This window comes from Nitratireductor sp. GZWM139 (genome assembly GCF_030068685.1).
In the GTDB taxonomy this organism is placed as follows: Bacteria; Pseudomonadota; Alphaproteobacteria; order Rhizobiales; family Rhizobiaceae; genus Nitratireductor; species Nitratireductor aquimarinus.
This window is the reverse complement of record NZ_JAMQML010000002.1, coordinates 256,265-282,136: the sequence shown is the minus strand read 5'-3', so window position 1 is coordinate 282,136 and position 25,872 is coordinate 256,265. Positions and strand designations below refer to the sequence as shown.

At 62.7% G+C, this 25,872-nt stretch carries 22 protein-coding genes and 1 other RNA gene; 7 read left to right on the top strand and 16 right to left on the bottom strand.

Annotated features, from left to right (window positions below):
• Positions 1–2: 2 nt before the first annotated feature.
• Both rsmH and mraZ read right to left on the bottom strand, forming a co-directional pair.
• Entirely contained in the window at positions 3–1,022 is a 1,020-nt protein-coding gene (rsmH, locus tag NDI72_RS03760; RefSeq protein WP_206543895.1) for a 16S rRNA (cytosine(1402)-N(4))-methyltransferase RsmH, read from the bottom strand.
• Positions 1,019–1,486 (bottom strand): division/cell wall cluster transcriptional repressor MraZ, encoded by a 468-nt coding sequence (mraZ, locus tag NDI72_RS03755; RefSeq protein WP_113155651.1) that lies wholly within the window; start codon positions 1,484–1,486, stop codon positions 1,019–1,021. The genes rsmH and mraZ overlap by 4 nt, the downstream gene beginning before the upstream one ends.
• A gap of 373 nt (positions 1,487–1,859) precedes the next feature.
• Here mraZ and NDI72_RS03750 point away from each other — a divergent pair, with 373 nt between their 5' ends.
• Positions 1,860–2,969, top strand: coding sequence for a cystathionine gamma-lyase (locus NDI72_RS03750; RefSeq protein ID WP_283799650.1), 1,110 nt, complete (start codon positions 1,860–1,862; stop codon positions 2,967–2,969).
• Positions 2,970–3,031: 62 nt separating this feature from the next.
• On the opposite strand, the gene rnpB is transcribed toward NDI72_RS03750, so the two are convergent.
• The 9 genes from rnpB to NDI72_RS03705 all read right to left on the bottom strand — a co-directional run bounded on the left by rnpB (position 3,032) and on the right by NDI72_RS03705 (position 9,988).
• Positions 3,032–3,432: RNase P RNA component class A (gene rnpB, locus NDI72_RS03745), an RNA gene on the bottom strand.
• A gap of 178 nt (positions 3,433–3,610) precedes the next feature.
• Positions 3,611–4,339 carry a lytic transglycosylase domain-containing protein gene (locus NDI72_RS03740; protein WP_206543897.1) on the bottom strand — a complete coding sequence of 243 codons (729 nt, stop codon included), beginning with the start codon at positions 4,337–4,339 and terminating at the stop codon, positions 3,611–3,613.
• Positions 4,340–4,550: 211 nt separating this feature from the next.
• Positions 4,551–5,294 carry an N-acetylmuramoyl-L-alanine amidase gene (locus NDI72_RS03735; protein WP_206543898.1) on the bottom strand — a complete coding sequence of 248 codons (744 nt, stop codon included), beginning with the start codon at positions 5,292–5,294 and terminating at the stop codon, positions 4,551–4,553.
• A gap of 20 nt (positions 5,295–5,314) precedes the next feature.
• Positions 5,315–6,025, bottom strand: coding sequence for a J domain-containing protein (locus NDI72_RS03730; protein ID WP_113155655.1), 711 nt, complete (start codon positions 6,023–6,025; stop codon positions 5,315–5,317).
• Positions 6,026–6,178: 153 nt separating this feature from the next.
• Positions 6,179–6,367 (bottom strand): hypothetical protein, encoded by a 189-nt coding sequence (locus NDI72_RS03725; protein ID WP_113155656.1) that lies wholly within the window; start codon positions 6,365–6,367, stop codon positions 6,179–6,181.
• Between the two features lie 171 nt (positions 6,368–6,538).
• Positions 6,539–7,060, bottom strand: coding sequence for a winged helix DNA-binding protein (locus tag NDI72_RS03720; RefSeq protein ID WP_222474093.1), 522 nt, complete (start codon positions 7,058–7,060; stop codon positions 6,539–6,541).
• 2 nt (positions 7,061–7,062) lie between these two features.
• Positions 7,063–8,367, bottom strand: a complete 1,305-nt coding sequence (locus NDI72_RS03715) for a TRAP transporter large permease (protein WP_206548145.1) — start codon at positions 8,365–8,367, stop codon at positions 7,063–7,065.
• Positions 8,367–8,918, bottom strand: coding sequence for a TRAP transporter small permease (locus NDI72_RS03710; protein ID WP_206543901.1), 552 nt, complete (start codon positions 8,916–8,918; stop codon positions 8,367–8,369). Before NDI72_RS03710 ends, NDI72_RS03715 begins: the two co-directional genes overlap by 1 nt.
• Before the next feature lie 98 nt (positions 8,919–9,016).
• Positions 9,017–9,988 carry a TRAP transporter substrate-binding protein gene (locus NDI72_RS03705; protein WP_113155660.1) on the bottom strand — a complete coding sequence of 324 codons (972 nt, stop codon included), beginning with the start codon at positions 9,986–9,988 and terminating at the stop codon, positions 9,017–9,019.
• Positions 9,989–10,149: 161 nt separating this feature from the next.
• On the opposite strand from NDI72_RS03705, the gene NDI72_RS03700 reads away from it, so the two are divergent.
• The 3 genes from NDI72_RS03700 to NDI72_RS03690 all read left to right on the top strand — a co-directional run bounded on the left by NDI72_RS03700 (position 10,150) and on the right by NDI72_RS03690 (position 15,890).
• Positions 10,150–13,776 (top strand): hydantoinase B/oxoprolinase family protein, encoded by a 3,627-nt coding sequence (locus NDI72_RS03700; protein ID WP_206994168.1) that lies wholly within the window; start codon positions 10,150–10,152, stop codon positions 13,774–13,776.
• Between the two features lie 210 nt (positions 13,777–13,986).
• Positions 13,987–15,231, top strand: a complete 1,245-nt coding sequence (locus tag NDI72_RS03695; protein ID WP_206543903.1) for a BtaA family protein — start codon at positions 13,987–13,989, stop codon at positions 15,229–15,231.
• A 2-nt stretch (positions 15,232–15,233) separates the two neighbouring features.
• Positions 15,234–15,890: a class I SAM-dependent methyltransferase gene (locus NDI72_RS03690; RefSeq protein ID WP_283799646.1), complete on the top strand. Its 657-nt coding sequence runs from the start codon at positions 15,234–15,236 to the stop codon at positions 15,888–15,890.
• A 195-nt stretch (positions 15,891–16,085) separates the two neighbouring features.
• On the opposite strand, the gene NDI72_RS03685 is transcribed toward NDI72_RS03690, so the two are convergent.
• Positions 16,086–17,483, bottom strand: a complete 1,398-nt coding sequence (locus NDI72_RS03685) for a serine hydrolase domain-containing protein (protein ID WP_283799645.1) — start codon at positions 17,481–17,483, stop codon at positions 16,086–16,088.
• A gap of 129 nt (positions 17,484–17,612) precedes the next feature.
• Here NDI72_RS03685 and NDI72_RS03680 point away from each other — a divergent pair, with 129 nt between their 5' ends.
• Both NDI72_RS03680 and NDI72_RS03675 read left to right on the top strand, forming a co-directional pair.
• Positions 17,613–18,416, top strand: coding sequence for a glycoside hydrolase family 25 protein (locus tag NDI72_RS03680; RefSeq protein ID WP_113155665.1), 804 nt, complete (start codon positions 17,613–17,615; stop codon positions 18,414–18,416).
• Between the two features lie 43 nt (positions 18,417–18,459).
• Complete coding sequence (locus NDI72_RS03675; RefSeq protein WP_113155666.1) at positions 18,460–19,638, top strand: lytic murein transglycosylase; 1,179 nt, start codon at positions 18,460–18,462, stop codon at positions 19,636–19,638.
• Here NDI72_RS03675 and NDI72_RS03670 read toward each other — a convergent pair.
• Together NDI72_RS03670 and NDI72_RS03665 are read right to left on the bottom strand one after the other, a co-directional pair.
• Positions 19,635–21,092 (bottom strand): cation:proton antiporter, encoded by a 1,458-nt coding sequence (locus NDI72_RS03670; RefSeq protein WP_283799641.1) that lies wholly within the window; start codon positions 21,090–21,092, stop codon positions 19,635–19,637. The two genes, NDI72_RS03675 and NDI72_RS03670, sit on opposite strands and share 4 nt — an antisense overlap.
• A 30-nt stretch (positions 21,093–21,122) precedes the next feature.
• Positions 21,123–22,343, bottom strand: coding sequence for an alanine racemase (locus NDI72_RS03665; RefSeq protein ID WP_113155668.1), 1,221 nt, complete (start codon positions 22,341–22,343; stop codon positions 21,123–21,125).
• 200 nt (positions 22,344–22,543) lie between these two features.
• Between NDI72_RS03665 and NDI72_RS03660 the strand changes: the two genes are divergently transcribed.
• Positions 22,544–23,467, top strand: coding sequence for a DMT family transporter (locus tag NDI72_RS03660; RefSeq protein WP_283799639.1), 924 nt, complete (start codon positions 22,544–22,546; stop codon positions 23,465–23,467).
• A gap of 398 nt (positions 23,468–23,865) precedes the next feature.
• Here NDI72_RS03660 and metF read toward each other — a convergent pair whose 3' ends face one another.
• Positions 23,866–24,786 carry a methylenetetrahydrofolate reductase [NAD(P)H] gene (metF, locus tag NDI72_RS03655; RefSeq protein WP_283799638.1) on the bottom strand — a complete coding sequence of 307 codons (921 nt, stop codon included), beginning with the start codon at positions 24,784–24,786 and terminating at the stop codon, positions 23,866–23,868.
• Positions 24,786–25,805 carry an ArsR/SmtB family transcription factor gene (locus NDI72_RS03650; RefSeq protein WP_113156368.1) on the bottom strand — a complete coding sequence of 340 codons (1,020 nt, stop codon included), beginning with the start codon at positions 25,803–25,805 and terminating at the stop codon, positions 24,786–24,788. Before NDI72_RS03650 ends, metF begins: the two co-directional genes overlap by 1 nt.
• Between the last annotated feature and the right edge of the window lie 67 nt (positions 25,806–25,872).

Here is a 25,872-nt window from a genome sequence, read left to right as displayed (position 1 = left end):
GCCTACCTTTCACCAGCACGCGTCGGCCGCGGGAACCGCGAAAGACCGACAATGTCGAAATCCACATCGCCCGCCGGCGCATCGGTGCGCACGGCCAGACGCAGACGCGCCGAGCGCGCCCTCGGGTTGACGTCCGTCTCTTCCTTCGACGGCGAAACGGATTTCGCCGGTTTCTGGAAAAGGGGCGCCGCCTCGTGAACCTGCGGCAGATGGCGCGAACCGCCGGAACCGCCGGCCCGCTCAGCCATGAAGCGCTTCACGATCCGGTCTTCGAGCGAATGGAACGTGACCACGACCAGCCGCCCGCCGGGCTTCAGAGCACGCTCGGCTGCAAAGAGCGCGCGCGCCAGTTCACCCAGCTCGTCATTGACGTAGATGCGCAGGCCCTGGAACACGCGGGTCGCCGGGTGGATCTTTTCCTGCGGACGCCGGCCCACGATTTTCTCGACCGCATTGGCAAGGTCGAGCGTCGTCTCGAAAGGCTTTTCGGCCCGAAGCCGCTCAAGCCCGCGCGCGATGCGCCCGGCCTGCCGCTCTTCGCCCAGAATGCCGAAGATGCGGGCGAGATCCCCCGCCTTCATCGTGTTGACCACGTCGGCTGCGCTCAGCCCGGTGCGCTCCATGCGCATGTCGAGCGGGCCTTCCTTCTGGAAGGAAAAGCCGCGCACCGCCTCGTCGATCTGCATGGAGGAAACGCCGATGTCGAGAACGACGCCGTCAACCGGCGCGTCAACCACCTCGTCGAGGCGGGAGAAGCGGTTCTCCACCAGACGCAGGCGTCCATCCCATTTGTCGACCAGCGCCTGCCCTGCGGCAATCGCCGTCGGGTCGCGGTCAATGGCCGTGACCGAACCGCCGGCTTCCAGAAGCGCGGTGGTGTAGCCGCCGGCGCCGAATGTGCCGTCGATGAAGGAATGACCTTCGAGCGGATGCAGGGCTTCAAGAACTTCACGCAAAAGAACCGGAATGTGGCGGGCCGGTCCGCCACCGGCCGGGCTTTCGCCGCCGGGGCCCGCCATCATTCCGACTGTCCGGCAGTCCGGCCGGATGCAGCCGCTTGCCGAAGTTTGAGGAGCCGTTCGCGCACTGCCTGCCCATGGGCCTTCAGCCGCTCCGGCTCCCAGATCTGAAAGAACAGTCCACGCCCCACGAAGGCCACTTCCTTCGTGATGCCCGTGTGCTCGCGAATAAAATCGGTCACCGTGATGCGCCCATCTTGATCGAATTTGAGGAAGGCGCCGTCGCCATGCACGAAAAAGGACATGTCGTCCGCCGTCTGCAGGAACGGATCCTCCTGCGCAATGCGCTCCTCGTAGCGGTCGAGCAGGTCGAGACCGCCCACATCCATCGCCGGGATGTCGAGCGCACGCAGTGCATAGAGTTCCGTGAAACCACGCTTTTGAACAACGGAGCGAAAGTGCGCCGGCACCGAGACCCGACCCTTGGAGTCGATCTTGTTTACTGCATTCGACAGAAACCGGTCCATGACGCTTAACGGCCAATTGGCCTATGCCCCTTTGCATCTCTTCTGCCGCTGTCAAAAGCGGCTCTCCGAATGTGTGCCCGCCCCTCTGCAAGGGTGAATCCCATACGCCACGTCGCCCTGAAAAAGAGGCCGACATGGGTGGAACCCGTACTCCAACTGCAACGAAACGCTGATTTGATTTATGGGGTACCATGGGCCGATATGGGCGTCAACGGGATTAACCTTCACTTATGCCTCGATGACAGGCGATTTCGGCATGCATCGGGCCATGGTCATTTATCGTGCATTAAGGCTAACAAAAGGTTAGGAAAGGCTTCGGGCCGCCCGGTCCGCACCTGCCCCAAAGTCACCCATGACGCCTGCGAGGAGCCCCATGTCCGACAGCCAGAACGCCCGCGCTGCAAGCCTTTCGCACCTCCATCCGGCACGGCTCGCAAAGGGCGATCCGCTCTCCACGCCCATCGTCATGAGCTCGGTGTTTCATCTTCCCGGCGATCCCGCAGGCTTTAGGCAATATGGCCGTTTCGACAATCCCACCTGGGAAGCGGTCGAAGCCGCCCTCGCCCATCTGGAAGATGCCGAGACCGTGAGCTTCCCATCGGGCATGGCTGCAATTTCGTCCGTCTTTCTGGCGCTGCTTTCGGCTGGCGACCGGGTGCTTCTACCCGCGGACGGCTACTACACGCCGCGCGTTCTTCTGGAGAAACACCTCTCCCGGCTTGGCATTCTTTACGACACGCGCCCCACGGCCTCCTTCCTTGAAGGCGGGTTTGAAGGCTACCGCATGGTTCTCATTGAAACGCCGTCCAATCCGGGGCTCGATGTGTGCGACATCGCGGCCGTCGCGAAGGCTGCCCATGAACATGGCGCCATCGTCGTTGCCGACAACACGACCATGACGCCTTTCGGCCAGCGCCCGCTGGATCTGGGCGCGGACATCGTTCTTGCCGCCGACACCAAGGCAGTCAACGGGCACTCGGATGTGCTGTTCGGCCATGTGGCAAGCCGCGACGGCGCGCTGATCGGCGCGGTGCGCGACTGGCGCAAGCTTTCCGGCAACATTCCCGGCCCGTTCGAGGCCTGGCTGGTGCTGCGCGGGATCGAGACGCTTGAACTGCGTTTTGACCGGATGTGCTCGTCGGCCGAAACCATCGCCACCCGCCTTGCCGATCATCCAGCCATCAAGGCATTGCGCTATCCCGGCCTTGCAGGCGATCCATCCCATGCGCTCAGCCGCACGCAGATGCTGCGTTTCGGCTCGCTGATCGGGCTAACTCTGGCAACGGAAGAAAAGGCGGAAGCCTTCATCAACACCTGCCCGCTGCTCGAAGCCACGACCTCGTTCGGCGGCGTTCACTCTTCGGCTGAACGGCGCGCAAGATGGGGTGACGATGTGGCGGAAGGCTTTGTGCGCCTGTCGATTGGATGCGAGCCGACCGAGGCGCTCTGGGCATCCATCGAAACGGCGCTGAACGGCCTGTAAATTTTCCAAAAGCATCCGGAATTTTCCCAAACGGGACAGAATTCCGGAAAATGAAAGACGAAAATGCCAGCCGGTCTATAAGCCGGATTTTGTATGGCCGCACCGCCCGAAAGCGATGCAACGTGACGACCATTCCTCTGGGACCGATGTTGCCATCGGCCTCTAGCAACCTACCCGAACGGTCAAGCCGGAAAAAGCCCTGAGGGTTGCCCCTCGCGCCGTTCCTATTCGGTCTTGCTCCCGGTGGGGTTTACCTTGCCGCCTCCGTTACCGTCGACGCGGTGGGCTCTTACCCCACCCTTTCACCCTTACCCTGCCCGAAGGCGGGGCGGTCTGCTTTCTGTGGCACTGTCCCTGGGGTCGCCCCCGCCGGATGTTATCCGGCACCGTTTTTCCGTGGAGCCCGGACTTTCCTCGCGAACAGCCTTTCGGCCCCGGTCCGCGCGGCCGTCCGACCGGCTGGCAATGCGTATAAAGGGTTTCATGCGGCAAAACGCAACTCAAAACAGCCGCGTTCGCGCAGGAAAGCGCCTTCGTCCCGAACTTAAATCGCCGCGCGCCCTTCCGGACGCGCGGCGATCCAAATTTCACCTGAAGCGGCGGAGGAACCGAAAGCCGGTTTCCGCTTCCCAGCCCGAGAATTAATGCCCCAGGATCTGCTTCACCTTGGAGCAGTAGCGCGAGGAGATCGGGTTCATGCGCTTTGCACCGTGACCGGCATTGTATTTGAGGATCGTGCCGCAGGTGGAACCGCCGCCGAGCTTGTGCGCCTTGGCGAGATATTTCATGCCGTATTTGATGTTGGTCTCGGGGTTGTAGAGGCCCTTGGAGGAACCGCTGTAACCCATCATGCGCGCGGTTGCCGGCTTGATCTGCATCAGGCCGATTTCACCTGCCGCACCGCGGGCATTGGCGCGGTAGTTGCTTTCAACGCGCACAACGGCGTTGGCGAGCGAGACCGGCACACCGTAGGCAGCCGCGTATTTGGAAATGATGGTGTGGTAGGAACCACCCGAACCGCTCTTGCGGACCGACGTCTTGACGGTGGTCTTCTTCCGGGACTTGGAAGCCTTCGCCGTTTTCGTGGACTTGCGGGACTTCGCCTGCAGGGCCTTCTTGACGGTCTTCTTGTCGGCCTTGATGGAACCGGTGGTCGTCATGTCCACGTCAGTCGCACTGGAACCTTTTCCGCCGCGAATGATTGCCTGAAGGAGCGTGGTCGGCTCCTTGCCCGTATCAACCTTCTTCTCTGCAGCCTTCTTTGCAGAATGCGTGGCAATGACCTGGCTGTAGCGGGGCTCGTCAGCGTGAGACAAAGACGTTGCGGCGCAGACAGCAAGCGCTGCCGCGAATAAGGTAGTGATTTTCATTTCGACCCGTAATTCTGTGCCGCTGCATCAGGGCGCGGCAGGTTTTGTTTTCCACGAGGCCGGGACGTGGTCCCTCGGCCTCAACACGGGTCGCTGTTTTGCAGGGGAAGGAGAAACAAAAAAGGCGCTTCAATTCAAATAATATGAACTGATGAAATTTTGCGCCAGTCTTGGGAGTGAGTGATCGTCAGGGAGAAGAATCAATCACAGGTTAATCATACATTAGTTTTTGCAAAATTGCGCATGTCCAGACATCGGCAATCCCATTTATCTCTAACGGTCTGAAATGCCTTTGAAATTCCCTTACGGAAACCTCCGTGTCACGGTCGAAAATGCCTGTTTGGGCGATTCCATACCCATAACCGGAGAGTAATCTCTGGAGAGCCTGCACCGCCGGCCCCGCGTCTCCAGCGCCCAGGGAATGGCCGCCCGAAATGGGCGGAACTGCGACAAAAGTGCCAAGACCGCCCTTTGCGAGACGCTCCCAGGGGAAGTTTTCGCCGGGGTCAACCTTGCGGCCGGGCGCAATATCGGAGTGTCCGAGGACCCGTTTTGGCCCGATTTTGTGACGCCGGCAGATATCTTTGCCCAGTTTCAGGACGGCTTCGATTTGGATATCGGGGAAATCAGGCAGCCCCTGCGGGTGTCCCGCATTGGCGATTTCGATGCCGATGGAGCAGGAATTGATGTCTTCGCAGCCCTGCCAGGAGCTGCGCCCGGCATGCCAGGCGCGGTCTGCCTCGCGCACCATCTGCACGATCCGGCCATCCTCGTGAACGAGATAATGGCTGGAGACCTCGCTTTCGGGCGCGCACAGCCAGTCCTGTGCGCCCTGGCCCGTTTCCATGCCGGTGTAATGCAGGATGAGCATGTCGGGCAGAAGTCCGCCACGCCGCTCTCCGAAATTCGGAGACGGACACACTTCGGCGCCTGCGAAATCAGGCTCGAACATCATGGCGGAACAGTCACCCGCGCTCACGCGCGAACCTGCGCTTTCTCGATGCTCTCATAGGCGGCATTGATGGAAGCGAGCCGGGTGTTGGCGATGGCGAGGAATTCTTCGGGAACGCCACGTGCGATCATGCGATCAGGATGGTTTTCGGCAACGAGCCTGCGGTAGCGGCGCTTGATCTCGTCAAACGGGGCATCCTGCTCGACGCCAAGAACCATGTAGGGATTGCCCTCGCCCTGAAGCGCATGGCGCGAGAGGATCTGCTCGAAATGGTCTTCGCGGATATCGAAGATCTCGGCAACGCGCTGAAGGAAGTCACGCTCGCGCTCATGGATCACACCATCGGCCTTGGCGATGTGGAACAGCGCATCAAGGATATCCTCAAGCATGGCGCAATTGGTGTCACCGGAGCCGCAGAGACCGGACATCTGACGGGCATAGGCCTCGAAGCCGGCCACATCCTGCTGCGCCAGGCCATAAAGACGCGAAACATTGGCCTGCTCATTGCGCGGAACGGAGAAAATCTCGTGAAACGCCTGCACCTCGTCGGGCGTCACGACGCCATCGGCCTTGGCCATCTTTGCAGACAGGGCAATGATGGCGACGGAGAAGGCGACGCGCCGGCGCAACTGCGGATCGCCTTCGAAAACGGTGCGAATGGCCTCGACCATCGCCGAAAGCGCGCTGCCGGGTGCGCGCGTAATAAAGTCTGTAATGCGATCCCAAAAAGTCATGCGGTTTTGTAACCGCAATTGCTGACGATTTCGAGACGCAGATTGGCGCATGAAGAAACCGGACAAGCCGCACGGCTCACCCGGTCTCATTCATGAGCGTCAACGCCCGCCGGCATCAGCTCGATGCCAGACGGTGCATCACCTTACTGGACTTTACTGGCTGGTCGTGCCCTGATCCTGCATCGTGTCAGGCGCTTCCGGCGCAGCAGCGGGCGCATCCATCGGGGTCGTATCCTGCTGCTCGGGCTCGATGCTCTGGGTGGTCGTGTTGTCGCCTTCACTGCAGGCGGCAAGTCCGAGAAGGGCCAGCCCCGAAACGGTTGCAGCTAGAAACTTTTTCATATCCACTCTCCATACAAAGCACATCTTCCGGGCACGTCGCCGCGCGCCCACAGCGAGGAAATGCGCCAGACCGCATGGAGTTTCGTAACGTTGAGTGACGGGCCGTAACGATGCGGGATCGCGGACGCGCCATGCGCCCTGCCCGCAGGCTTACGGGCCAGGGTCAGGCCCCTAAAGGCTGGTGGCGCTGCGCGCGGCCTGATCATATTGCCCGGACAGGGCGTGCATTACCGCGGCGATGCCGGAAAGCGCTTCCTCATCGAGTTTGAGGCGCTTGGTGCTCGAAACGAGCAGCGCTTCACGAACCTCGTGATAGCGCTCGCAGGCGGCAGCCCCTTCCGCAGTCGCCTTCACCGTCTTCTCCTTGCCCCTGCGCCCGGTCTTGACCAGACCGAGCGCGGCCAGCTTCTTGATGGCGTAGGACGCGACGTGAACGTCTTCGATGTTGAACATCATGCACAGTTCCGAAAGCGTCTTCTCCCGGTTCCTGTGATTGACGGCGTGCAGGATCTGCACGGCGGTGGGCTGCAGACCCGGCACACCCGCCGCCGCCATGCAGCGCACCATCCAGCGCTCGAAGGAATGGCTCATCACGGTCATCGCAAACTCGATCTCCGACAGCGCCGGCATGGCGCCAGCGGCCAGATGGGCTGCGGAGACGACCGGTCCGACTTTCCGTTCGGCGTTCGACATCATTACCTCGCGAGCATGGTTTGCGGCAGCCATAGCGCCAGTTGCGGGAACAGGACGACCAACGCAACGGCGACGATCATCATGAGGAAGAACGGCAGGGTCATGCCGGCGACCTTGAGAATGTTGTGACCGGTGAGCCCCTGAATGACGAACAGGTTGAAGCCGACCGGCGGCGTGATCTGACTCATCTCGACCACGAGCACGAGATAGATACCGAACCAGATGATGTCGAGCCCCGCAGCCTCGACCATGGGCAGAATGACCGATGCGGTGAGCACGACGATGGAAATACCGTCGAGAAAACAGCCCAGCACGACGAAGAAAAGGGTCAGCACAGCCAGAAGCGCATAGGGCGAGTAGCCCTGCTCGGCGATGAACTGCGCCAGCGCACGGGGAATGCCCGTATAGCCCATGGCCACGGTCAGAACGGACGCACCGGCGAGGATGAGCACGATCATGCAGGAAGTGCGCGAGGCGTTGCGCAGCGCAGCGAAAAAGGTCGAGCGGCTTAACGTGCCGGTGAACCATGACAGGGCCAGTGAGAGGACCACACCGACAACGGCGGCCTCGGTGGGCGAAGCAAAGCCGCCATAGATCGAACCGATGACACCGATGATGAGCGCCAGGATCGGGAACAGGCGGCGCGTCTGCCAGATGCGCTGAAGATAGGGAATGCGCGGATCGGCCTCGGGCATGCGCTTGTGATTGATCATCGACCAAACGGCCGTGTAGCCCATGAAGAGCGCCGCCAGCATGATGCCGGGAATGACGCCGGCGATGAAAAGACGGGCGATGGACTGCTCGGTGGCCGCACCATAGACGATCAGGATGATCGAGGGCGGGATGAGCAGGCCGAGCGTGCCGGAACCGGCAAGCGAGCCGATGGCCATGCGCTCGTCATAGCCGCGCTTTCTGAGTTCGGGCAGAGACATGCGGCCGATGGTGGCCGTGGTGGCTGCAGACGAGCCGGACACGGCGGCAAAGATGGCGCAGCCCAGAATGTTGACGTGCAGGAGCCGGCCCGGCAGACGCCGCATCCACGGCGCAAGACCGGCGAACATGTCTTCGGCCAGCCGCGTGCGGAACAGGATCTCCCCCATCCAGATGAACATGGGAAGAGCAGCCAGATCCCACGAATTGATGGAACCCCACACGGTGGTGGCCATCACCGCGCCGGGCGGCACCGGAACCATGAGATAGATGGCCGTAAGGCCGGCCACCATGAGCGCCAGAGCGACCCAGAGGCCGGCGGCAAGCAGGACGAGCATCAGCCCGCCGAGCGTGAGGGAAATGGTCAGAAGGTCCATCACACTTCCTCCGCTGCGCCGTCTTCGGTGGCGAGATAGGATGGAGACCGGCCCGTGAGCGCGGCGAACAGGTCATCCAGAAGCGCAACGGCGAAGATGCCGATCCCGAGCGCCATGACCGCCTGCGGTATCCAGAGCGGGATGGCGATGATGCCGTAAGACAATTCGTTGAAGCGGTGACTGTCGAGGGCGAGCTTCGCTGCATAATAGAAGAAGAAGCCGGCCAGCGCCGCGCCGACCAGAAGCACGAACACCTCGGCCACCCGGCGCATGCCCTCGGGCATGGCGGCAAGACCCAGGGTCACACGGATCTGCGCACCGCCGCGCAGGGAGCCGGCAAGCGCCATGAAAGACGCGCCGACCAGCAGGAAGCCCGCGATCTCGGCCAGCGACGGCACGAGAAACCCGTAAGGAGGCAGGCCGAAAAGCCCAAGCAGGGTGTCCACCACGCGCCCCATGACCTGGGCGAACACCAGAACTGCAATCGCGCAGAGGGCAGCCATGGCCAGCCACTCGGCCGCGCCATAAAGCCCGTTCAGTATTTTTCTCATTGTCGTCGTCTCCGCTCGACGGTCTCATTCTGGTCGCACATGGCGACCGGTCTGCGGGCGGCCGGACATCCAGCCGCCCGCAGGGTCAGTCAAAGCGGTCAGTTCCTGTAGGCGTCGAGGACGGCCTTGCCTTCGTCGCCAGCCTTTTCGGCCCATTCGGCGGACATTTCCGCACCGATGGCGGCAAGCCCTTCCTTGAGCCCGGCGCTGGGCGCAGTGACGGTGATGCCATTGTCCTTGAGGATCTGGGTCTTGTCTTCCGTCTCCTTGACGGAGGCTTCCCAGCCGCGCGTCTCGGCGGTGGCCGCAGCCTCAAGCACCGCTGCCTGCTGATCTTCCGGCAGCGCATCGAACGCGGCCTTGTTGACGAAGACCATGTTGCGCGGGAGCCAGGCCTGCGCGTCGGAATAATGGGAGAGGAAGTCCCAGACCTTGGAGTTTGCGCCGGTGGAGGGCGACGTGACCATGGCCTCGACGCGGCCAGTGGCGAAGGCGGTCGGCAGGTCCGGCACCTCTACCTGGGTCGGCAGCGAGCCGGCGAGCTGCGCCAGACGCTCGGTGGCGGCATTGTAGGCGCGCATCTTCAGACCCTTGAGGTCGTCGACCGAAGAGATTTCCTTCTGGGTGTAGATGCCCTGCGGCGGCCACGGCACGGAGAAGAGAAGCTGAAGCCCCTGCTCCTGAAGCTTTGCGGCAAGCTGGTCCTTCGACGCGCCATAGAGCTTCTTCGCGTCATCATAGCTGGTCGCCAGGAAGGGGATCGAATCCACTTCATAGATCGGGTCTTCATTGGAAAGACGCGACCCCAGAACCTCGCCGATCTGGGCAAGGCCCTGACGCACGGCGTTCTTGATGTCGGGATGCTTGAACAGCGAGCCGTTGGAATGAACGGTGATCTCCAGACCGCCATCGGTGGCGGTTTTCACATCCTCAGCGAACTGGGCGATGTTCTGCGTGTGGAAATTGGTGTCGCCATAGGGTACCGGCATGTCCCACTTGGTCTGCGCGGAGGCAGAGGTGGCAAAGCCGAGAGCGGCTGCGGCCACAGCGAATTTCACGGAATGATGCATCGTCAATCTCCCATTTGTATGAGGCAACGGAGGCGTTCCCTCACCTTCTTTCGTTGCAATGGAAGGAGCGTCGCACACTCAGATAATATGTCAATAAATTATTGACGTTTTATCCGAGACATGTTTCTCCTTTTGCCAAGGATAATGCGAAGGAACCGACGATGACAGCTGGCAAATGGGATTTTTGGATCGACCGCGGCGGCACGTTTACCGATGTGATCGGCCGCGATCCGGATGGCGGGCTTTTCGCCCGCAAGCTGCTTTCTGAAAATCCGGAAGCCTATGCCGACGCCGGTATTCAGGGCATTCGCGATCACCTCGGCGTCAAGGCCGGTGAAACCATGCCTTCGCATCTGATCGGCGACGTGAAGATGGGCACGACCGTGGCGACCAATGCGCTTCTGGAGCGCAAGGGCGACCGCGTGGCGCTGGTCATCACAAGGGGTTTCCGCGACGCGCTCAAGATCGCCTACCAGGCGCGGCCCGACATCTTCGCCAAGGAAATCATCCTGCCCGAACAGCTCTATGAGCGCGTGATCGAGGTGCCGGAGCGCCGCCGTGTCGACGGCACGGTGGAAACGGAACTCGACCTCGACGCCGTGAAGGGCGAGATCGAGGCGGCCAAGGCAGACGGCATCGATGCGGTCGCCATCGTCTTCATGCATGCGTGGAAATATCCCGAGCATGAGAAAGCGGCGGCAAGCCTTTGCCGCGATTCCGGTTTTTCGCAGGTTTCGGTCAGCCATGAGACCTCGCCGCTGATCAAGCTGGTGGGTCGTGGCGACACCACGGTGGTGGACGCCTATCTGTCGCCGATCCTGTCGCGCTATGTGAGCCGCGTGGCGGCGGAACTGGGCGTCAACGAGAACGGCGAAGGCCCGGGCCTCAAATTCATGATGTCGTCGGGCGGCCTGACGGCGGCCGACAAGTTCCAGGGCAAGGACGCGATCCTTTCCGGCCCTGCCGGCGGCGTGGTCGGCATGGTGGAGACGGCGCGGCTTGCCGGCTTCGACAAGGTGATCGGCTTCGACATGGGCGGCACCTCGACGGATGTAGCCCATTATGACGGCGAATATGAACGCGCCTTCGACACGGAAGTGGCGGGCGTGCGCATTCGCGCGCCGATGATGCGCATTCACACCGTGGCCGCCGGCGGCGGTTCGATCCTGCATTATGAAGACAACCGCCTGAAGGCGGGTCCGGATTCGGCCGGCGCAAACCCCGGCCCCGCCTGCTATCGCCGTGGCGGGCCGCTGGCCGTGACCGATGCGAATGTGATGCTGGGCAAGCTGCAGCCGGATTTCTTCCCTGCCATTTTCGGCCCCGAGCAGAACGAGCCGCTCGACGTGGACGCCGTGCGCGCCCGCTTCACCGAACTGGCGGAGCAGATCGGCGACGGACGTCCGGCGGAAGCCGTGGCGGAAGGCTTCATCACCATTGCGGTCGAAAACATGGCGAACGCGGTGAAGAAGATCTCCGTGCAGCGCGGCTATGACGTGACCGGCTATCTGCTGAACTGTTTTGGCGGCGCGGGCGGCCAGCATGCCTGCCTCGTGGCCGACGCGCTGGGCATGGAAGCGGTGCTGATCCATCCGATGTCGGGCCTGCTCTCGGCCTATGGCATCGGGCTTGCGACCGTGTTCGCCTCGCGCCAGCAGGCGCTTTTGAAGCCCTTTGCGGAAAGCTCTCTGGACGCCATCGACGCGCTTTCGGCGTCGCTGCGCGAAGAAGTGCGCGCGGAGCTGGCAGATCAGGGCATCACCGGCGACAAGGTGATGTGGGCAACCAAGCTGGAAATCCGTTACGAGGGCACCGACACGACGCTGCCCATCGCCTTCGACGGCACGCTTGAGACCGCCAGGGCCGCCTTCGAGGCGGCGCACAGGGCGCAGTTCGGCTTCGTCTATGACGACAAGCCGATGGTGGTGGAAGCCGTCAGCGTCGAGGGACTGGACGCGGGCGACGGCCGTCCGGTGGAGCAGGAGCAGGCAACCAGCGACGCCACGCCCGCTCCCGGCGAGACGCGCGCAATCTTCTGCGATGGCGCATGGCACGATGCCGGCATCTACCGCCGCGAAACGCTGTCGCGCGGCGCCAGGGTCAACGGCCCTGCCCTCATCATCGAGGCCAACCAGACGGTTGTTGTGGAGCCCGGCTGGCAGGCCGAGATCACCGCGCTCGACCACATTCTGATGCGCCGCGTGGAAAAGAAGGCCCGCATGGCCGCGCTCGGCACCAAGGCCGATCCGGTGATGCTTGAGGTCTTCAACAACCTGTTCATGTCGATCGCCGAGCAGATGGGCGTGACGCTGCAGAACACCGCCTATTCGGTGAACATCAAGGAGCGGCTCGACTTCTCCTGCGCGGTGTTCGACCAGAATGGCGCGCTGGTGGCCAATGCCCCGCACATGCCGGTGCATCTGGGCTCCATGGACCGTTCGGTGGAAACCGTCATCCGGCTGAACAAGGGCAATATCCGCCCCGGCGACGTGTTCGCGCTGAACGCGCCTTACAATGGCGGCACGCATCTGCCCGACATCACGGTTGTCACGCCCGTGTTTGACGATCACGGCGAGAACATTCTGTTCTACACCGCCTCGCGCGGCCACCATGCCGATGTCGGCGGTACCGCACCCGGCTCCATGACGCCGCTGGCGACCACGGTGGATGAAGAAGGCGTTCTGTTTGACAATTTCCGCCTCGTCGAAGGCGGCAAGTTCCGCGAAGAGGAGCTGCACACGCTTCTGACCGACCACGCCTACCCGGCGCGCAACCCGCACCAGAACATCGCCGATCTGAAGGCGCAGATCGCCGCCAACGAAAAGGGCGTGGCGGAACTGCGCAAGATGATCGACCAGTTCGGTCTGGACGTGGTGCAGGCCTATATGGGCCATGTGCAGGACAATGCGGCGGAAGCCGTGCGCCGCGTGCTCGAACGCCTGCCGGACGCGTCGGAATATGAATATCCGACCGACACGGGCCAGGTGATCAAGGTGAAGATCACCGTCGACCGCGAGAAGCGCGAGGCGACCGTCGACTTCACCGGCACGTCGAATGTTCAGAAGAACAATTTCAACGCGCCCGAACCGGTGACCCGCGCAGCGGTGCTCTATGCCTTCCGCGTGATGGTGGAAGGGCAGATCCCGATGAATGCGGGCTGCCTCAGGCCGATCAACATCGTGATCCCGGAAGACTGCATGCTGCGCCCCTCCTATCCGGCAGCGGTCGTGGCCGGCAATGTGGAGACGTCCCAGCACGTCACCAATGCGCTGTTCGGCGCGATGAAGGCCATCGCCAACAGCCAGGGCACGATGAACAATCTGACCTTCGGCAATGAAGAGTATCAGTATTACGAGACCATCTGCTCCGGCTCGCCGGCTGGTCGCATGAATGACGGTCGCGGCTTCGATGGCGCGTCGGGCGTTCATGTCCACATGACCAATTCGCGCCTGACGGACCCGGAAATCCTCGAACTGCGCTTCCCGGTTCTGCTTGAAGACTTCCACATCCGCGAAGGCTCGGGCGGCAAGGGTAAATGGAATGCGGGCGACGGCACGCGCCGCACCATCCGCTTCCTGAAGACCATGGAATGCGCCATTCTCTCCTCCCACCGCACCCAGCCGCCACGTGGCGTTGAGGGCGGTGGCGATGGTGAAATGGGCAAGACCGAGGTGCGCCGCAAGGACGGTCATGTCGAAACGCTCAAGGGCTGTGACCAGACGGTGATCGAGGCCGGCGAAGCGGTGATCGTGACCACGCCCACCGCCGGCGGTTTCGGCAAGGCGTAAAGCACTCAGGATTGCGGGCGGGGGAGCATGCTTCTCCGCCCGCATTGCCATTGAAGCCCCGTTCGGGGCCAGGCGCTGCCGAACGGGCGGCGCGCGGGGCCAAACCTGCACCCCGCCTTTAACAGCCCCGTCACACTCGGTCATTCAGGTTTCACGCGCGCGTCATGGAAGCGCAGTAGCCCCTCAAGACAAGATTGAGGGGAGAGACCCATGACAGATCTTTCAGCCGGCACCGGCCTTTCCACCCGCCGACATCTCGGCAAGGCGGTCTATCAGAACAGGGCCACCACGCGCGCAGGCCTTTCCGAACGCCTCTTCGCCCTTCTTTTTTCGGGCCTCGTCTATCCGCAGATCTGGGAAGACCCGGACGTGGACATCGCGGCGATGGAACTCGATGAGAGCCACCGCATCGTCACCATCGCGTCGGGCGGCTGCAATGTGCTGGCCTATCTCACCCGCCAGCCGGCGAAGATCGACGCCGTGGACCTGAACGCCGCGCATGTGGCGCTCAACCGGCTGAAGCTCACCGCCTTCAAGGCGCTGCCCGCCCATGGCGACCTGCTGCGCTTCTTCGGCGCAACCAACCAGCGCAGCAACAGCGAGGCCTATCGCCGCTTCATCGCGCCAGCGCTCGACGCCCAGTCGCGCCGGCACTGGGAAAGCCGCGGGCCGCTCGGCCGCAAGCGCATCGACGCCTTCACGCGCAATTTCTACCGCAAGGGCCTGCTCGGCTTCTTCATCGCCACCGGCCACACGGTCGCAAAGTTCTATGGCGTGAACCCGGCGGACATCATGAAATCGCGCTCGCTTCGCGATCAGCGCATCTTCTTCGATGAGCAGTTACGCCCGCTGTTCGACCGCGGGCTCGTGCGCTGGGCGACCTCGCGCAAGGCATCGCTGTTTGGCCTCGGCATTCCGCCAGCACAGTATGACTCGCTGATCACGGCGGGTGACGGCACCATGGCGGATGTTCTTTCGAGCCGTCTTGAGAAGCTCGCCTGCCATTTTCCGCTGAAGGAAAACTATTTCGCCTGGCAGGCCTTCGCCCGCCATTACCCCGCTCAGGGCGAAGCCACCCTGCCCGCCTATCTGGAGCGCAGGAACTTCGACACGATCCGCGCTGCGGCAGACAATGTGACGGTGCATCACGCGAACCTGATGGATGTGCTGGGCAACAAGCCGGCGCAGAGCGTGGACCGCTATGTGCTGCTCGACGCGCAGGACTGGATGAACGACGATCAGCTCAACGCGCTGTGGAGCGAGATCACCCGCACGGCAGCGCCCGGCGCGCGCGTCATCTTCCGCACTGCCGCAGCGCCGAGCCTGCTGCCGGGCCGCGTGAACGACCACATTCTGAACCAGTGGCGCTATGAGAAGCTCCGCTCGCGCGAACTCTCGGCCAATGACCGCTCGGCGATCTATGGCGGGTTCCACCTCTATGTGAAAGCGGCCTGAGAATGGCCATGCCCCAGACCGCCGGCCACGCCAGTCTGATGGACGGCGTCTATCGCCGCCAGCGCCATATCTACGACCTGACGCGCAAATATTATCTGCTTGGGCGTGACGGGCTGATCGGCGGGCTGAACGCGCCGGAAGGCGGCGCGGTGCTGGAGCTGGGCTGCGGAACGGGGCGCAATCTGGCGCTCGTTTCGGATCATTATCCGAAAGCGCGTCTTTTCGGCCTCGATATTTCGCAGGAGATGCTCGCCACCGCAAGAAGGCGCATGGAGCGTGAGGGGATCGACGCCCGACTGGCCAAAGCCGATGCATCGTCTTTCGATGCCGAAGCGCTGTTCGGGCAGGCCCGGTTCGACCGGGTTTTCATTTCCTATTCGCTGTCGATGATCCCGCCATGGCGCGAGACCATTGCAGCCGGCCTCGACTGCGTTGCGCCGGGCGGGTCGCTGCACATCGTGGATTTCGGCCAGCAGGAGCGCCTGCCCGGCTGGTTTCGCGCAGGACTGCGCCGCTGGCTTGCGGCCTTCCACGTGACACCGCGTGATTCACTGCGTGAAGCGCTGGAATCGGAATGCGAGAAACGGGGCGCAAACCTGCGTTTCGACTCGTCTTTTCGGGGTTATGCCGTGCAGGCGATTGTGGAACTGCCGCAGTAGACGAGATACTGCTGCAGTGACGTGGTGCGTGGTTCGACAAGCTCACCATGACGGAAGGGATTGGCTGCAAAACTGGTGAGCAAGGGCGTGAAACCGGTCTTCACCGCGAAGCCCACCTCCCTCATGGTGAGCTTGTCGAACCACGCACAATGCTGCCACCGCAAAACCGAACAGCGCCGAGATTGGCGCCTGCCCCTACTCCATCTCCCCCGGGATCTTCGCCAGAGCCTCGATCAGCGCCTGTGGCTTGTAGCCGAGGCGTGAGGGCGTGAGGCCCATGCGCACCACCACCATGCGCAGCGAGGGAATGACCGTGATGGTCTGGCCATCATGGCCGAGCATCCAGAATGCGTCGGGCGGCAGGTTGAAGCCCTCGTCTTCCGGCACGCCGCGCGGCGTGTTGGCGCGGGGACCGTGCAGCCAGGTCTGCCGGCCATATTCGCCGCCCGAAGCTTCCGTGGGGGTGCGCATCCACCGCACCCAGCCTTCCGGCAGAATGCGTTCGCCCTTCCACACGCCATCCTGCAGGAGAAGCTGGCCGAACTTCGCCCAGTCGCGTGCTGACGCATAGAGGTTGGAAGAACCGGCATAGGTGCCGCGCGGGTCCGTCTCGAAGACGGCGCTGTCCATGCCCAGCGGACCGAACAGGGCCTCATAGGGCCACGCCAGCGCATCCTGTGGCGCATTGAACGTGTCCTGCCAGACACGCGACAGGAGAACGCTCGTGCCGCTCGAATAGTTGAAGACCCCGCCAACGGGACCTTCAAGCTTCTGGTCAGCCGCGAAGGCCGGCATGTCGGAGGCGAGATAGAGCATGCGCGTGACATCGCTCACATCGCCGTAATCCTCGTTGAAGTAGAGACCGCTCTCCATGGCGAGAAGATCGGCAACGGTGATCTTCGATCGCTCGTCACCCGCCCATTCGGGGAACAGATTGCTGTCCTCGACGGAAAGGCGGCCAGCCTTGACGCGGGTGCCGATGAGCGCGGCGGTGACGGTCTTGGTCATGGACCAGCCGATCAGGGGCTGCGTGTAATGGGCGACATCCTCGCCAAAACGCTCGCCGATGATGCGGCCATCCTGCACGACGACCACGGCGCGCATGCCGGGGCCGGTGAGCGCCGGATCATCGAGGAGTTCGGCCACCAGTTCATGCCCCTTAACGTCGATGCGCGGGCCATCCGGCCACAGATCCGTTCCCTGAGACGCAGGCTCCGGCCTGTCGAAACGGGCGCCCAGCGCCGCCTTCACATCGCCATCGGGCACGGCGGCGCAGCCGGTCGCACCACGATAGACGGCAAGCCCGTCGCCAAAGACCCCGAAGAGGCCGGTATGAACCGTGGCGTCGGACGGCTCGACCCGCACGCTCATGAGCTTCAAAAGCGGATGGCCCGGGGCCTGAACGTCGCGCTCGAGCACGGTCTGCGGGTCGCGCCCGGCTATGAACACATTGGAGCAGATAATCTTGGCGGCGTAATTGGAGCCGACTCGAATGAGCGCGGGCGGCGAGACGTAAAGCCAGAGCGCGGCACCGGCGATTGCAACGGCAAGGAGACCGAGGAGCCATTTGAAGAGCCTGAGAGCAGTTCGCATTCCGTCGTCTTCTCCGTCTTCCCTTGCGGCCAGCCCTTTCATCCTGTGGTGACGGGGCCGGCAACTTCGCCTATTTCTGTCGGCGACGCCCCTATTTGCTGATTCGCACCCTGAGGAGCCCCGCTCATCATGCGTCGATTGATGATCGCCAGTCTATCCGCTTTGCTCGTCGGCTGCTCGACCGTCGACTATGATTTTTCCGATGTTGCGCCCAAGGCGCAACCCTCGACAATGCGCAGCAGCGGCGGCCTGCGCTTTGCCGACACCGACCCGCATGAATGGGAGGGTGGCGCGCCCTGGCACTATGCGGTGCACGGAACGGATGTCGCCAAATATCAGGCCGACATCGACTGGAAGAAGGTTGCCCGCAACGACATTTCCTTTGCCTTCATCAAGGCGACGGAGGGTGGCGACATTGTCGACGATTATTTTGCGCGCAACTGGCGCGCGGCAAAAGCGGCCGGCGTTCCGCGCGGGGCCTACCATTTCTACTACCATTGCCGCCCGGCCATCGAGCAGGCGCGGTGGTTCATCCGCAATGTGCCGCGCGACGCTTCGGCCCTGCCGCCCGTTCTGGACATGGAGTGGACGCCCTTCTCTCCAACCTGCACCATCCGCCCGCCGGCGGAGAAGGTGCGTTCGGAGATGCGCATCTTCCTGAACGCGGTGGAACGCCATTATGGCAAGCGGCCGATCATCTATACCTCGATCGACTTCTTCGATGACAATGATCTGAGCAGCTTCAAGGGCTATCCCTTCTGGTTACGCTCGGTGGCCGGTCATCCGGATGACAAATATTCCGATCATCCTTGGGTCTTCTGGCAATATACGGGCACCGGCGTGATCCCGGGCATTGAGGGGAAGGCCGATATCAACGTGTTCAACGGCAACGCCAGAGCCTGGAAGAACTGGCTCCGGGCCAATGCCAGCTGATCGCGCCAGACGCCTTCAGCCCGAGTTATCAAGGAGAGTTCACATGCGCAGAAAATCCATCGCGCTCGGGGCGCTGTTCGCCTTTGGCTTTGCCGGCAGCGCCGTGGCGCAGCAATGTGGCGGCGATTTCAACGCCTGGCGGGAAGGCGTGCGGCAGGAGGCTGCAGCCGACGGCATCGGCGAGCGCGGCCTTTCGGCGCTCAACGGCGCCGGCATCGAGCAGAAGGTTCTGCAACGCGACCGCGCGCAGGGCGTGTTCAACCAGACCTTTGCCGAATTCGCCGGCCGCATGATCAATGATTACCGGCTGAAGAACGGCGCGGCCAATCTGAAGAAATACGCCAACACCTTCGCGCGCGCCCAGAACGAGTTTGGCGTCCCCGGCCCGGTGATCGCATCTTTCTGGGCGCTGGAAACGGATTTCGGCGCGGTGCAGGGCGACTTCTCGACGCTCAACGCGCTCGCCACGCTGGCGCATGACTGCCGCCGGCCGGAAATCTTCCGCCCGCAGCTGATCGCGCTTCTGCACCTGATCGATCAGGGCTGGGTGCCGGCCAATGTGACCGGCGCGTGGGCCGGCGAGATCGGCCAGATGCAGATGCTGCCGTCCGACTATTACACCAAGGGTGTCGATGGCGACGGCGACGGCAAGGTGGATTTGAAAGGCAGTTCGCCCGACGCCATTCTGACGGCGGCGAAGAACCTCCAGTCGCTCGGCTGGAAGCCCGGCCAGCCCTGGATGGAAGAAGTGCGCGTGCCCGATCAGATGGCCTGGGAGAAGACCGGCCGCGTGACCAAGCTGCCGCGCTCGGAATGGGCGGCGATGGGCGTGACCTATCGCGATGGCAGCCCCCTTCCGGCCGATGGCATGGCGACGGCTGTGGTTCTGCCGATGGGCCACAAGGGACCGGCCTTCCTCGTCTACGACAATTACGACATCTATCTGGAATGGAACCAGTCGCTCATCTACACGCTGACGGCGGCGCATCTGGCGGCGCGCCTTGCCGGCGCACCGCGCTTTGACGTGCGCTCGCCCGAGCAGGGCCTTGCGCCCGAGACGATGAAGCAGTTGCAGACCAAGCTTGCCGCGCGCGGCCATGACGTGGGCAAGATCGACGGCATTCTGGGCGCCGGCACCCGCGAAGCGGTGCGTCAGGAACAGCTGCGCCTTGGCCTGCCCGCCGATGGCTGGCCGACGCCGACGCTGTTCTCCAACCTCTAGGCGTTTTCTTTAGACACCCCGGCAGCCTGATCTTCATCGGGTTGCCGGGGTTTTTCTTCCGTCGCCTCAGATGCGACCGCCGCCTCGGCGGCTTCCTTTTCCGCCTTCTCTTCTTTCTTCCGGGCGGCTTTTGCGGCCTTTTCAAGCGCGCGGCGGGCGCGCCATTTGCGCAGGGTCAGACGGCCGGCGCGATAGCGGGCGCGCACCCACCAGAGCCCCTCACCCACATTCCCGATCTCTTCGGCATAGGCCTCCGACAGCGCTTCACGATAGGAAGAAAAGCCCTTGGCCGCCACATAGTCGATGCGGCGCATGACCGACATCCACGCCGGCGAGAAGAGAAGCGAGATGGCGGTGACGGCGATGGCAAGGCGATAGCTGTCCTGCCCGAGCGCGCCCGCCGACAGGCCGGCAGCTGCCAGCACGAAGGAGAACTCGCCGATCTGCGCCATGGAAAGACCGCCGATCAGCGCCGTGTTGCGGTCGTGCCCGGTGGCGCGCAGCAGGAAGACGTTGAGCAGCGTCTTGGCGGCGATGACCAGAAGGGCGGCCCCCAGCACCATCCAGAGATTGTTCCAGATATAGGTCAGGTCGAACAGAAGGCCGATGGACAGGAAGAAGATCACCACGAGGATGCTCTGGATCGGTTCGATGACCGGGATGATGCGGGCGCGCAGGTTTGAGTTGCCCACCAGAATGCCGGCCACGAACGCGCCATAGGCGGGCGAGAGACCGAGAAAGCCCGAGAGAGCGGCCGCGCCGAAACAGACGCCCAGCGCGCCAAGCGCCAGGATCTCGACATTGTCGGCAATGGCGGCAGCGAAGGGCACGCGCAGCTTGCCGCGTCGCCCAAGCCACCACAAGAGCCAGCCGAGAAACCCGACCGCCAGCGCCACCTTGGCAGCGATGGCGAGAAGGCTCGTGTCGGCACCGCCAAGCGCCGAGACGATGATGAGCATCGGCACCACGGCAATGTCCTGCGCGATCAGAACGGCGATGGCGATGCGGCCCGCATCGCGGCGAAGCTCGTCCATGTCGCTGAGCATCTTCATGGCGACGACCGTGCTCGACAGGCCGATGATGAAGCCGAAGATGATGCCCTCGGAAAGCCCGGTTCCGCCCATCCATGCGATGGACAGACCGATGGCCAGCGCCACGGCCAATTGCCCGACCGCCACAAGGACAGCAGGTTTGAGGCTCATGATGAAGGCTCTCAGCGAAAGCTCCATGCCGATGAAGAAGAGCAGCATGAGCACGCCCATCTCGGCAAGCGCGGTCACGCTGTCGGAATTGCCGATGAGGCCGAAACCGGTCGGCCCCATGACGACACCGGCCAGAATGAAACCGACAAGCGGAGGCTGTTTCAGGCGCATCAGGCCGAGCCCGAGCGCAATGGCCACCAGAAGGACGAAGGCGATCTCCGTCAGTGGAAAGGCGTGTGCTTCCGCTTCCAAGTTCCGGTTCCCTTTTCCGTGCGCGCCCGATCAGTCCGCCATGGTTTCGAGGCTGGCGAAACCTTCCGGTGCGGAACCCGCATCGAAAGGCGTTTTCACCTCGACGAACGTGTCGGGATAAAACCCGTTGAACCGGGTTCTTAGCGACATGGAATAGGCGCCAATATGGCCGATCTCGATCCAGTCGCCGGTATCCACCGTTTCCGGCAGCCAGAACGGACGGGACAGGATGTCGACGGAATCACAGGTCGCCCCGCAGACCTTGAACGGCACCACCTTTTCAGGATCGCCATTGCGGTTGCGGATCGCGGGGTCGGGAATGAAGCGGGCCGGCAGGGTGATTTTTCCGGTCCAGGAATCGGAGAGCGAGGCCCAGATGCCGTCATTGATGTAAAGCCGGCGGCCCTTGCGCAGGAGAACGCGCACGATGAGCGAAAAGGCGCGCGCGACGATGACGCGACCGGGCTCCGCAACGAGCGGCATTTCATCAAAGCCCCACTCCACGATATCGGCCCGCAACCGCGCCATGATTTCATCAAGGCTCGGCATTTCGGGCTTCTTGCGGTTTGGGTCGTGGCCATATTCCGCCGGGAAACCACCGCCCACATCGAGCGCGGCGAGTGGCACGCCCGCCCTGCCCCGCACCCAGTCTGCCGAGGCAAGCGCGCGCTCATAGGTATCCGGGTCCTGGATCTGTGAACCGACATGGAAGCACAGGCCAAGCCTGTAGCCATGGCGATGCAGACGCCGCAGAAGCTCAACCGCCTGAGCGGGACCGGCCCCGAATTTCTTCGACAGTTCGTAGGCCGCGTGGCCCTTGGTCTGGATGCGCACGAAGACGGTGAGCGTGCCCGGATCGATATCGAGGGCGCGGACCACGCGGATCAGCTTGGAGACCTCATCCTCGTGATCGACCGCGATGACGCGAATGCCGTATTCCTCCAGCGCAAGGCGAATATCGGACTGCGCCTTGACCGGGTGCATGTAGAGCATCTCGGCCCGCGGCGCGACGGAACGGACGGCGGCAAACTCGGCGGGTGAGGCCACATCGAACGCATCGACGCCGGCTTCCGCCAGCGTCTTCAAAACAAGTTTCTCGCCATTCGTCTTGACCGCATAGGCCGTCTTGCCGGGAAACTGCCCCATGAAATCACGTGCATCGGCTTTCAGAACATCGGGCCGGAAGCAGTAGATCGGCTCATCCGGACGAAGCTTCATGGCGGCGTCTCGGGCGGTCTCAAAAAACTGCATTGGCGGCTCCGGGTTCGGTTGAACGCTTAGGGCGGACCGGAAGGGTAGAGGATTTGCTGTTCAAGTAAACGCTCCTCCAAAGGGTTTTTCCGGCACTGGAAACGGGAAGGCATGTTTCGGGTGGGCGGCGCGTGCCTCTCCGATTTAATGCACCAGACAGGCATTCGATCCCGAATGTTACCAAGACGAAAGACAATGCGATGACCGCACAATCGCCAGCCGGAACCGCCACGCCGCATATGTCGCTTGAAAACTGGGCGCTTCTCATCGTTCTCGGCGCGGTTTGGGGCGGCTCCTATTTCTTCGCGCGGATCGCGGTCGGCGAGATGCCGCCGCTCATGCTGGTCATGTTTCGCGTGTCGATCGCAGCCCTTATCCTTCAGGCCTATCTCGCCCTGCGCGGCCCTTCTTTCCGCACGGCGCTACCGCTTGCGGGCAGTTTCTGCGTGATGGCGCTCCTGAACAATGTGATCCCGTTTTCGCTGATCTTCATGGGCCAGACGGAGGTTGGCGCAGGGCTTGCCTCGGTGCTCAATGCAACGACGCCCTTCTGGACGGCCATCCTCGCAAACATGCTGACGGCGGATGAAAAACTGTCGGTCACGAAGATCACTGGCATAGCACTCGGCATCGCCGGCACGGCGGTGATGATCGGCCCCGGCCTTTTTGCCGGGCTGGGCGGGCCGATCTGGGCCAAGTTCGCGATGATCGGCGGTGCGGTCTCCTACGGCTTCGCCTTCATCTATGCGCGCCGCTTCCGCAACGTGCCTTCGCCCATCGTCGCCGCCGGGCAGCTAAGCGCTTCGAGCGTGATCATGATCCCGCTGGTTCTGGCGCTTTACGGCACGGGCAACCTGTTTGCGTTCCCGGGCAATGTCTGGGCCGCCGTGATCGGGCTGGCCGCCCTTTCGACGGCCTTCGCCTATCTGATCTATTTCCGTGTCCTGGCAAGCGCGGGCGCGACCAACGCTTCGCTTGTAACCTTCCTCAATCCGGTGAGCGCGATCCTGCTTGGAACCGTGTTTCTGGGGGAAAGGCTGGCGCGTTTCGAGATGGCCGGAATGGCGCTGATCGCGGCGGGCCTGATCGTGATCGACGGGCGGCTGATCGCGCGCATCCGTTAACACAAAGTGAATCAAACCGATTGCCCAATGATTTCAAAAGGGCGCGCGCGACAGTGGTCAGATTTTCCAGATTCCTACCGCAGCGCAGCATAAAATCCGCTTGCCGCAGACCCGCCCATCCCTAGAATCCGGGAAGCATAAGCAGAGGAGGCTTTGCCATGGGACTGACACGGCCTGTTAATGCACTGATGATTTGTGCGGCATTCGTCTTTATCGGCGCTCTCGTGATGGGCGTGTTGCCGTAAAGCCATAACCGGAACAGCCACCCAGCCCCTCCCCGCATCCATGCGGATGCAAAAGGGTTGATCCAGGGTTTCGATGCTCTGGAAGGCAGCCATCCGGATTTTGTTGATAGACATAAAAAAGGGCCGGTTCGCCGGCCCTTTCTCACAAGCGGTTTATGCTGCCGCCGGCTGCTCGGCGCCAAGGTCCGCCTTCGGGCGGATGCCGATCATGTGGCTGACGGCGTAGACGAGATCCGCACGGTTCATCGTGTAGAAATGGAAATCGCCAATGCCGCGCTCGATAAGGTCCAGAACCTGCTCGGCGGCCACCGCCGAAGCCACGAGAGCGTGGATCTGCGGTTCGTTTTCCAGCCCCGCGAAACGCTCGGCCAGCCAACCGGGAACGCTTGCGCCGCAGCGGCCCGCAAAGTTGGCCACCTGCGTGAAATTGTGCACCGGCAGAATGCCCGGAACGATGGGGATGTAGATGCCGGCGCGGCGCGCGCGCTCGACGTAACGCTCATAGAGATCGTTGTCGAAGAAGAACTGGGTGATGGCGCGAGTCGCCCCATTGTCGACCTTGCGCTTGAGCATGTCGATGTCGGTTGCGAAATCCGGGCTTTCGGGATGCTTTTCCGGATAGGCGGACACCGAGATATCGAGATCGCCCTGCAGCTTCATCGCGCCCGTGAGCTCTGCGCCATTGGCGTAGCCATTGGGATGGGGGCGATAGGCAGCGCCGACACCCGCACTCGGATCGCCGCGCAGCGCCACGAAGCGCTTTACGCCCATTTCGACGAACTCGGCCACCACCTGATCGACTTCCTCGCGTGAAGCGTCAACACAGGTCATGTGAGCGGCCGGCGTCAGCGTCGTCTCTTCAAGGATGCGGCGGACCGTGCGGGCCGTGCGCTCGCGCGTGGAGCCGCCCGCGCCATAGGTGACGGAGACGAAGGACGGCGCCAGAGGCTCAAGCCGCTTCACCGTTTCCCACAGGCGGTCCTCCATCGCATCCGTCTTCGGGGGGAAGAACTCGAACGACACACGGAGCTTGCCAGCCGTGTCCGGCTGACGGGAAAAACGCTGTTGCGGCATCAAGCCGTCTCCTTCTGAGCAATCGACGGCGCCATGCCGTCGGCAATCTGCATGCGCCGGTCGCGGGCCAGCCAAAGCTTGACCGTTAGGCCCTTTCCGGCCTCGCCACGCGGCGCAAATTCCAGTGTTTCGGCCAGATCGAGTTCGGCCTCTTCGAGCCATTCTGCAATCTGGCTGTCGGCCAGTCCGAGCCGCATATGGGCATGTTCCTCGCGCAGGAACTCGTGCTCATGCGGCGCGAAATCGACGATCACCAGCCGCCCGCCGGGCCTCAAAAGCCGGGCGGCCTCGCGGATGGCGTTTCCTGGCCTGTCGATATAGTGCAGCACCTGATGGATGGTCACCAGATCATGCGCATCACGCTCAAGCTGCGGGGCGGAGATATCGCCAAGGCGCACCTGCGCATTGGCGATGCCCGCCCGGTCGAGATTGGCGCGGGCCACCGCAAGCATCTCGCGCGACAGATCAATGCCGACCCCGCGCTGGTAGAGCGGCGCGAACAGCTCCAGCATGCGGCCGGTGCCCGTGCCAAGATCCACCATGGACTGGAACGGCCGGTCGCCGATGAGCTTTCGGAGCTCTTCTTCCACGGCCTTGTCGGGCACGTGAAGCGAGCGGATCTCATCCCAGCTTGCCGCGTTCTGCGAAAAATACTCCGCCGCCCTCTCCTCGCGCCGGCGCTTGATCGCGCCAAGCCGCTCCAGATCACGCTCAATGACCGGGTCGGCCTGATCGAGCCGCACCACGACGCCATCGACGAATTCACGCGCGGCGTCGGCATCCGACAGGCGGAAATAGGCCCAGGAACCCTCCTGGTAACGGACGATGAGATGGGCTTCGAGCAGGAGCTTGAGGTGACGGGAAACGCGCGGCTGCGACTGGCCGAGAATCTCGGTCAGATCGGTCACGGTCAGATCGCCCTGCGACAGAAGCGCAAGGATACGCAGGCGACTGGTTTCAGCCGCCGCCTTCAACGTATCGACCATCTGGTCGAGATGAATTGCCGGACGCATCAGCATGCGCTTCTCCTGATACATATAAAGATATGTTTATATCGTTTCGACTTGCTTGGCAAGGCGGCGCAGT

Excerpts from the sequence above, each read along its gene's own strand:
- mraZ (WP_113155651.1), bottom strand. The coding sequence starts at position 1,486 with ATGGACCGGTTTCTGTCGAATGCAGTAAACAAGATCGACTCCAAGGGT.
- NDI72_RS03685 (WP_283799645.1), bottom strand. The coding sequence starts at position 17,483 with ATGCGAACTGCTCTCAGGCTCTTCAAATGGCTCCTCGGTCTCCTTGCC.
- NDI72_RS03720 (WP_222474093.1), bottom strand. The coding sequence starts at position 7,060 with ATGTCGAACGCCGAACGGAAAGTCGGACCGGTCGTCTCCGCAGCCCAT.
- NDI72_RS03660 (WP_283799639.1), top strand. The coding sequence starts at position 22,544 with ATGACCGCACAATCGCCAGCCGGAACCGCCACGCCGCATATGTCGCTT.
- NDI72_RS03665 (WP_113155668.1), bottom strand. The coding sequence starts at position 22,343 with ATGCAGTTTTTTGAGACCGCCCGAGACGCCGCCATGAAGCTTCGTCCG.
- NDI72_RS03680 (WP_113155665.1), top strand. The coding sequence starts at position 17,613 with ATGCGTCGATTGATGATCGCCAGTCTATCCGCTTTGCTCGTCGGCTGC.
- NDI72_RS03700 (WP_206994168.1), top strand. The coding sequence starts at position 10,150 with ATGACAGCTGGCAAATGGGATTTTTGGATCGACCGCGGCGGCACGTTT.
- NDI72_RS03675 (WP_113155666.1), top strand. The coding sequence starts at position 18,460 with ATGCGCAGAAAATCCATCGCGCTCGGGGCGCTGTTCGCCTTTGGCTTT.
- NDI72_RS03705 (WP_113155660.1), bottom strand. The coding sequence starts at position 9,988 with ATGCATCATTCCGTGAAATTCGCTGTGGCCGCAGCCGCTCTCGGCTTT.
- NDI72_RS03730 (WP_113155655.1), bottom strand. The coding sequence starts at position 6,025 with ATGACTTTTTGGGATCGCATTACAGACTTTATTACGCGCGCACCCGGC.
- NDI72_RS03735 (WP_206543898.1), bottom strand. The coding sequence starts at position 5,294 with ATGATGTTCGAGCCTGATTTCGCAGGCGCCGAAGTGTGTCCGTCTCCG.
- NDI72_RS03690 (WP_283799646.1), top strand. The coding sequence starts at position 15,234 with ATGGCCATGCCCCAGACCGCCGGCCACGCCAGTCTGATGGACGGCGTC.
- rsmH (WP_206543895.1), bottom strand. The coding sequence starts at position 1,022 with ATGATGGCGGGCCCCGGCGGCGAAAGCCCGGCCGGTGGCGGACCGGCC.
- metF (WP_283799638.1), bottom strand. The coding sequence starts at position 24,786 with ATGCCGCAACAGCGTTTTTCCCGTCAGCCGGACACGGCTGGCAAGCTC.
- NDI72_RS03725 (WP_113155656.1), bottom strand. The coding sequence starts at position 6,367 with ATGAAAAAGTTTCTAGCTGCAACCGTTTCGGGGCTGGCCCTTCTCGGA.
- NDI72_RS03740 (WP_206543897.1), bottom strand. The coding sequence starts at position 4,339 with ATGAAAATCACTACCTTATTCGCGGCAGCGCTTGCTGTCTGCGCCGCA.
- NDI72_RS03715 (WP_206548145.1), bottom strand. The coding sequence starts at position 8,367 with ATGGACCTTCTGACCATTTCCCTCACGCTCGGCGGGCTGATGCTCGTC.
- NDI72_RS03750 (WP_283799650.1), top strand. The coding sequence starts at position 1,860 with ATGTCCGACAGCCAGAACGCCCGCGCTGCAAGCCTTTCGCACCTCCAT.
- NDI72_RS03710 (WP_206543901.1), bottom strand. The coding sequence starts at position 8,918 with ATGAGAAAAATACTGAACGGGCTTTATGGCGCGGCCGAGTGGCTGGCC.
- NDI72_RS03650 (WP_113156368.1), bottom strand. The coding sequence starts at position 25,805 with ATGCTGATGCGTCCGGCAATTCATCTCGACCAGATGGTCGATACGTTG.
- NDI72_RS03695 (WP_206543903.1), top strand. The coding sequence starts at position 13,987 with ATGACAGATCTTTCAGCCGGCACCGGCCTTTCCACCCGCCGACATCTC.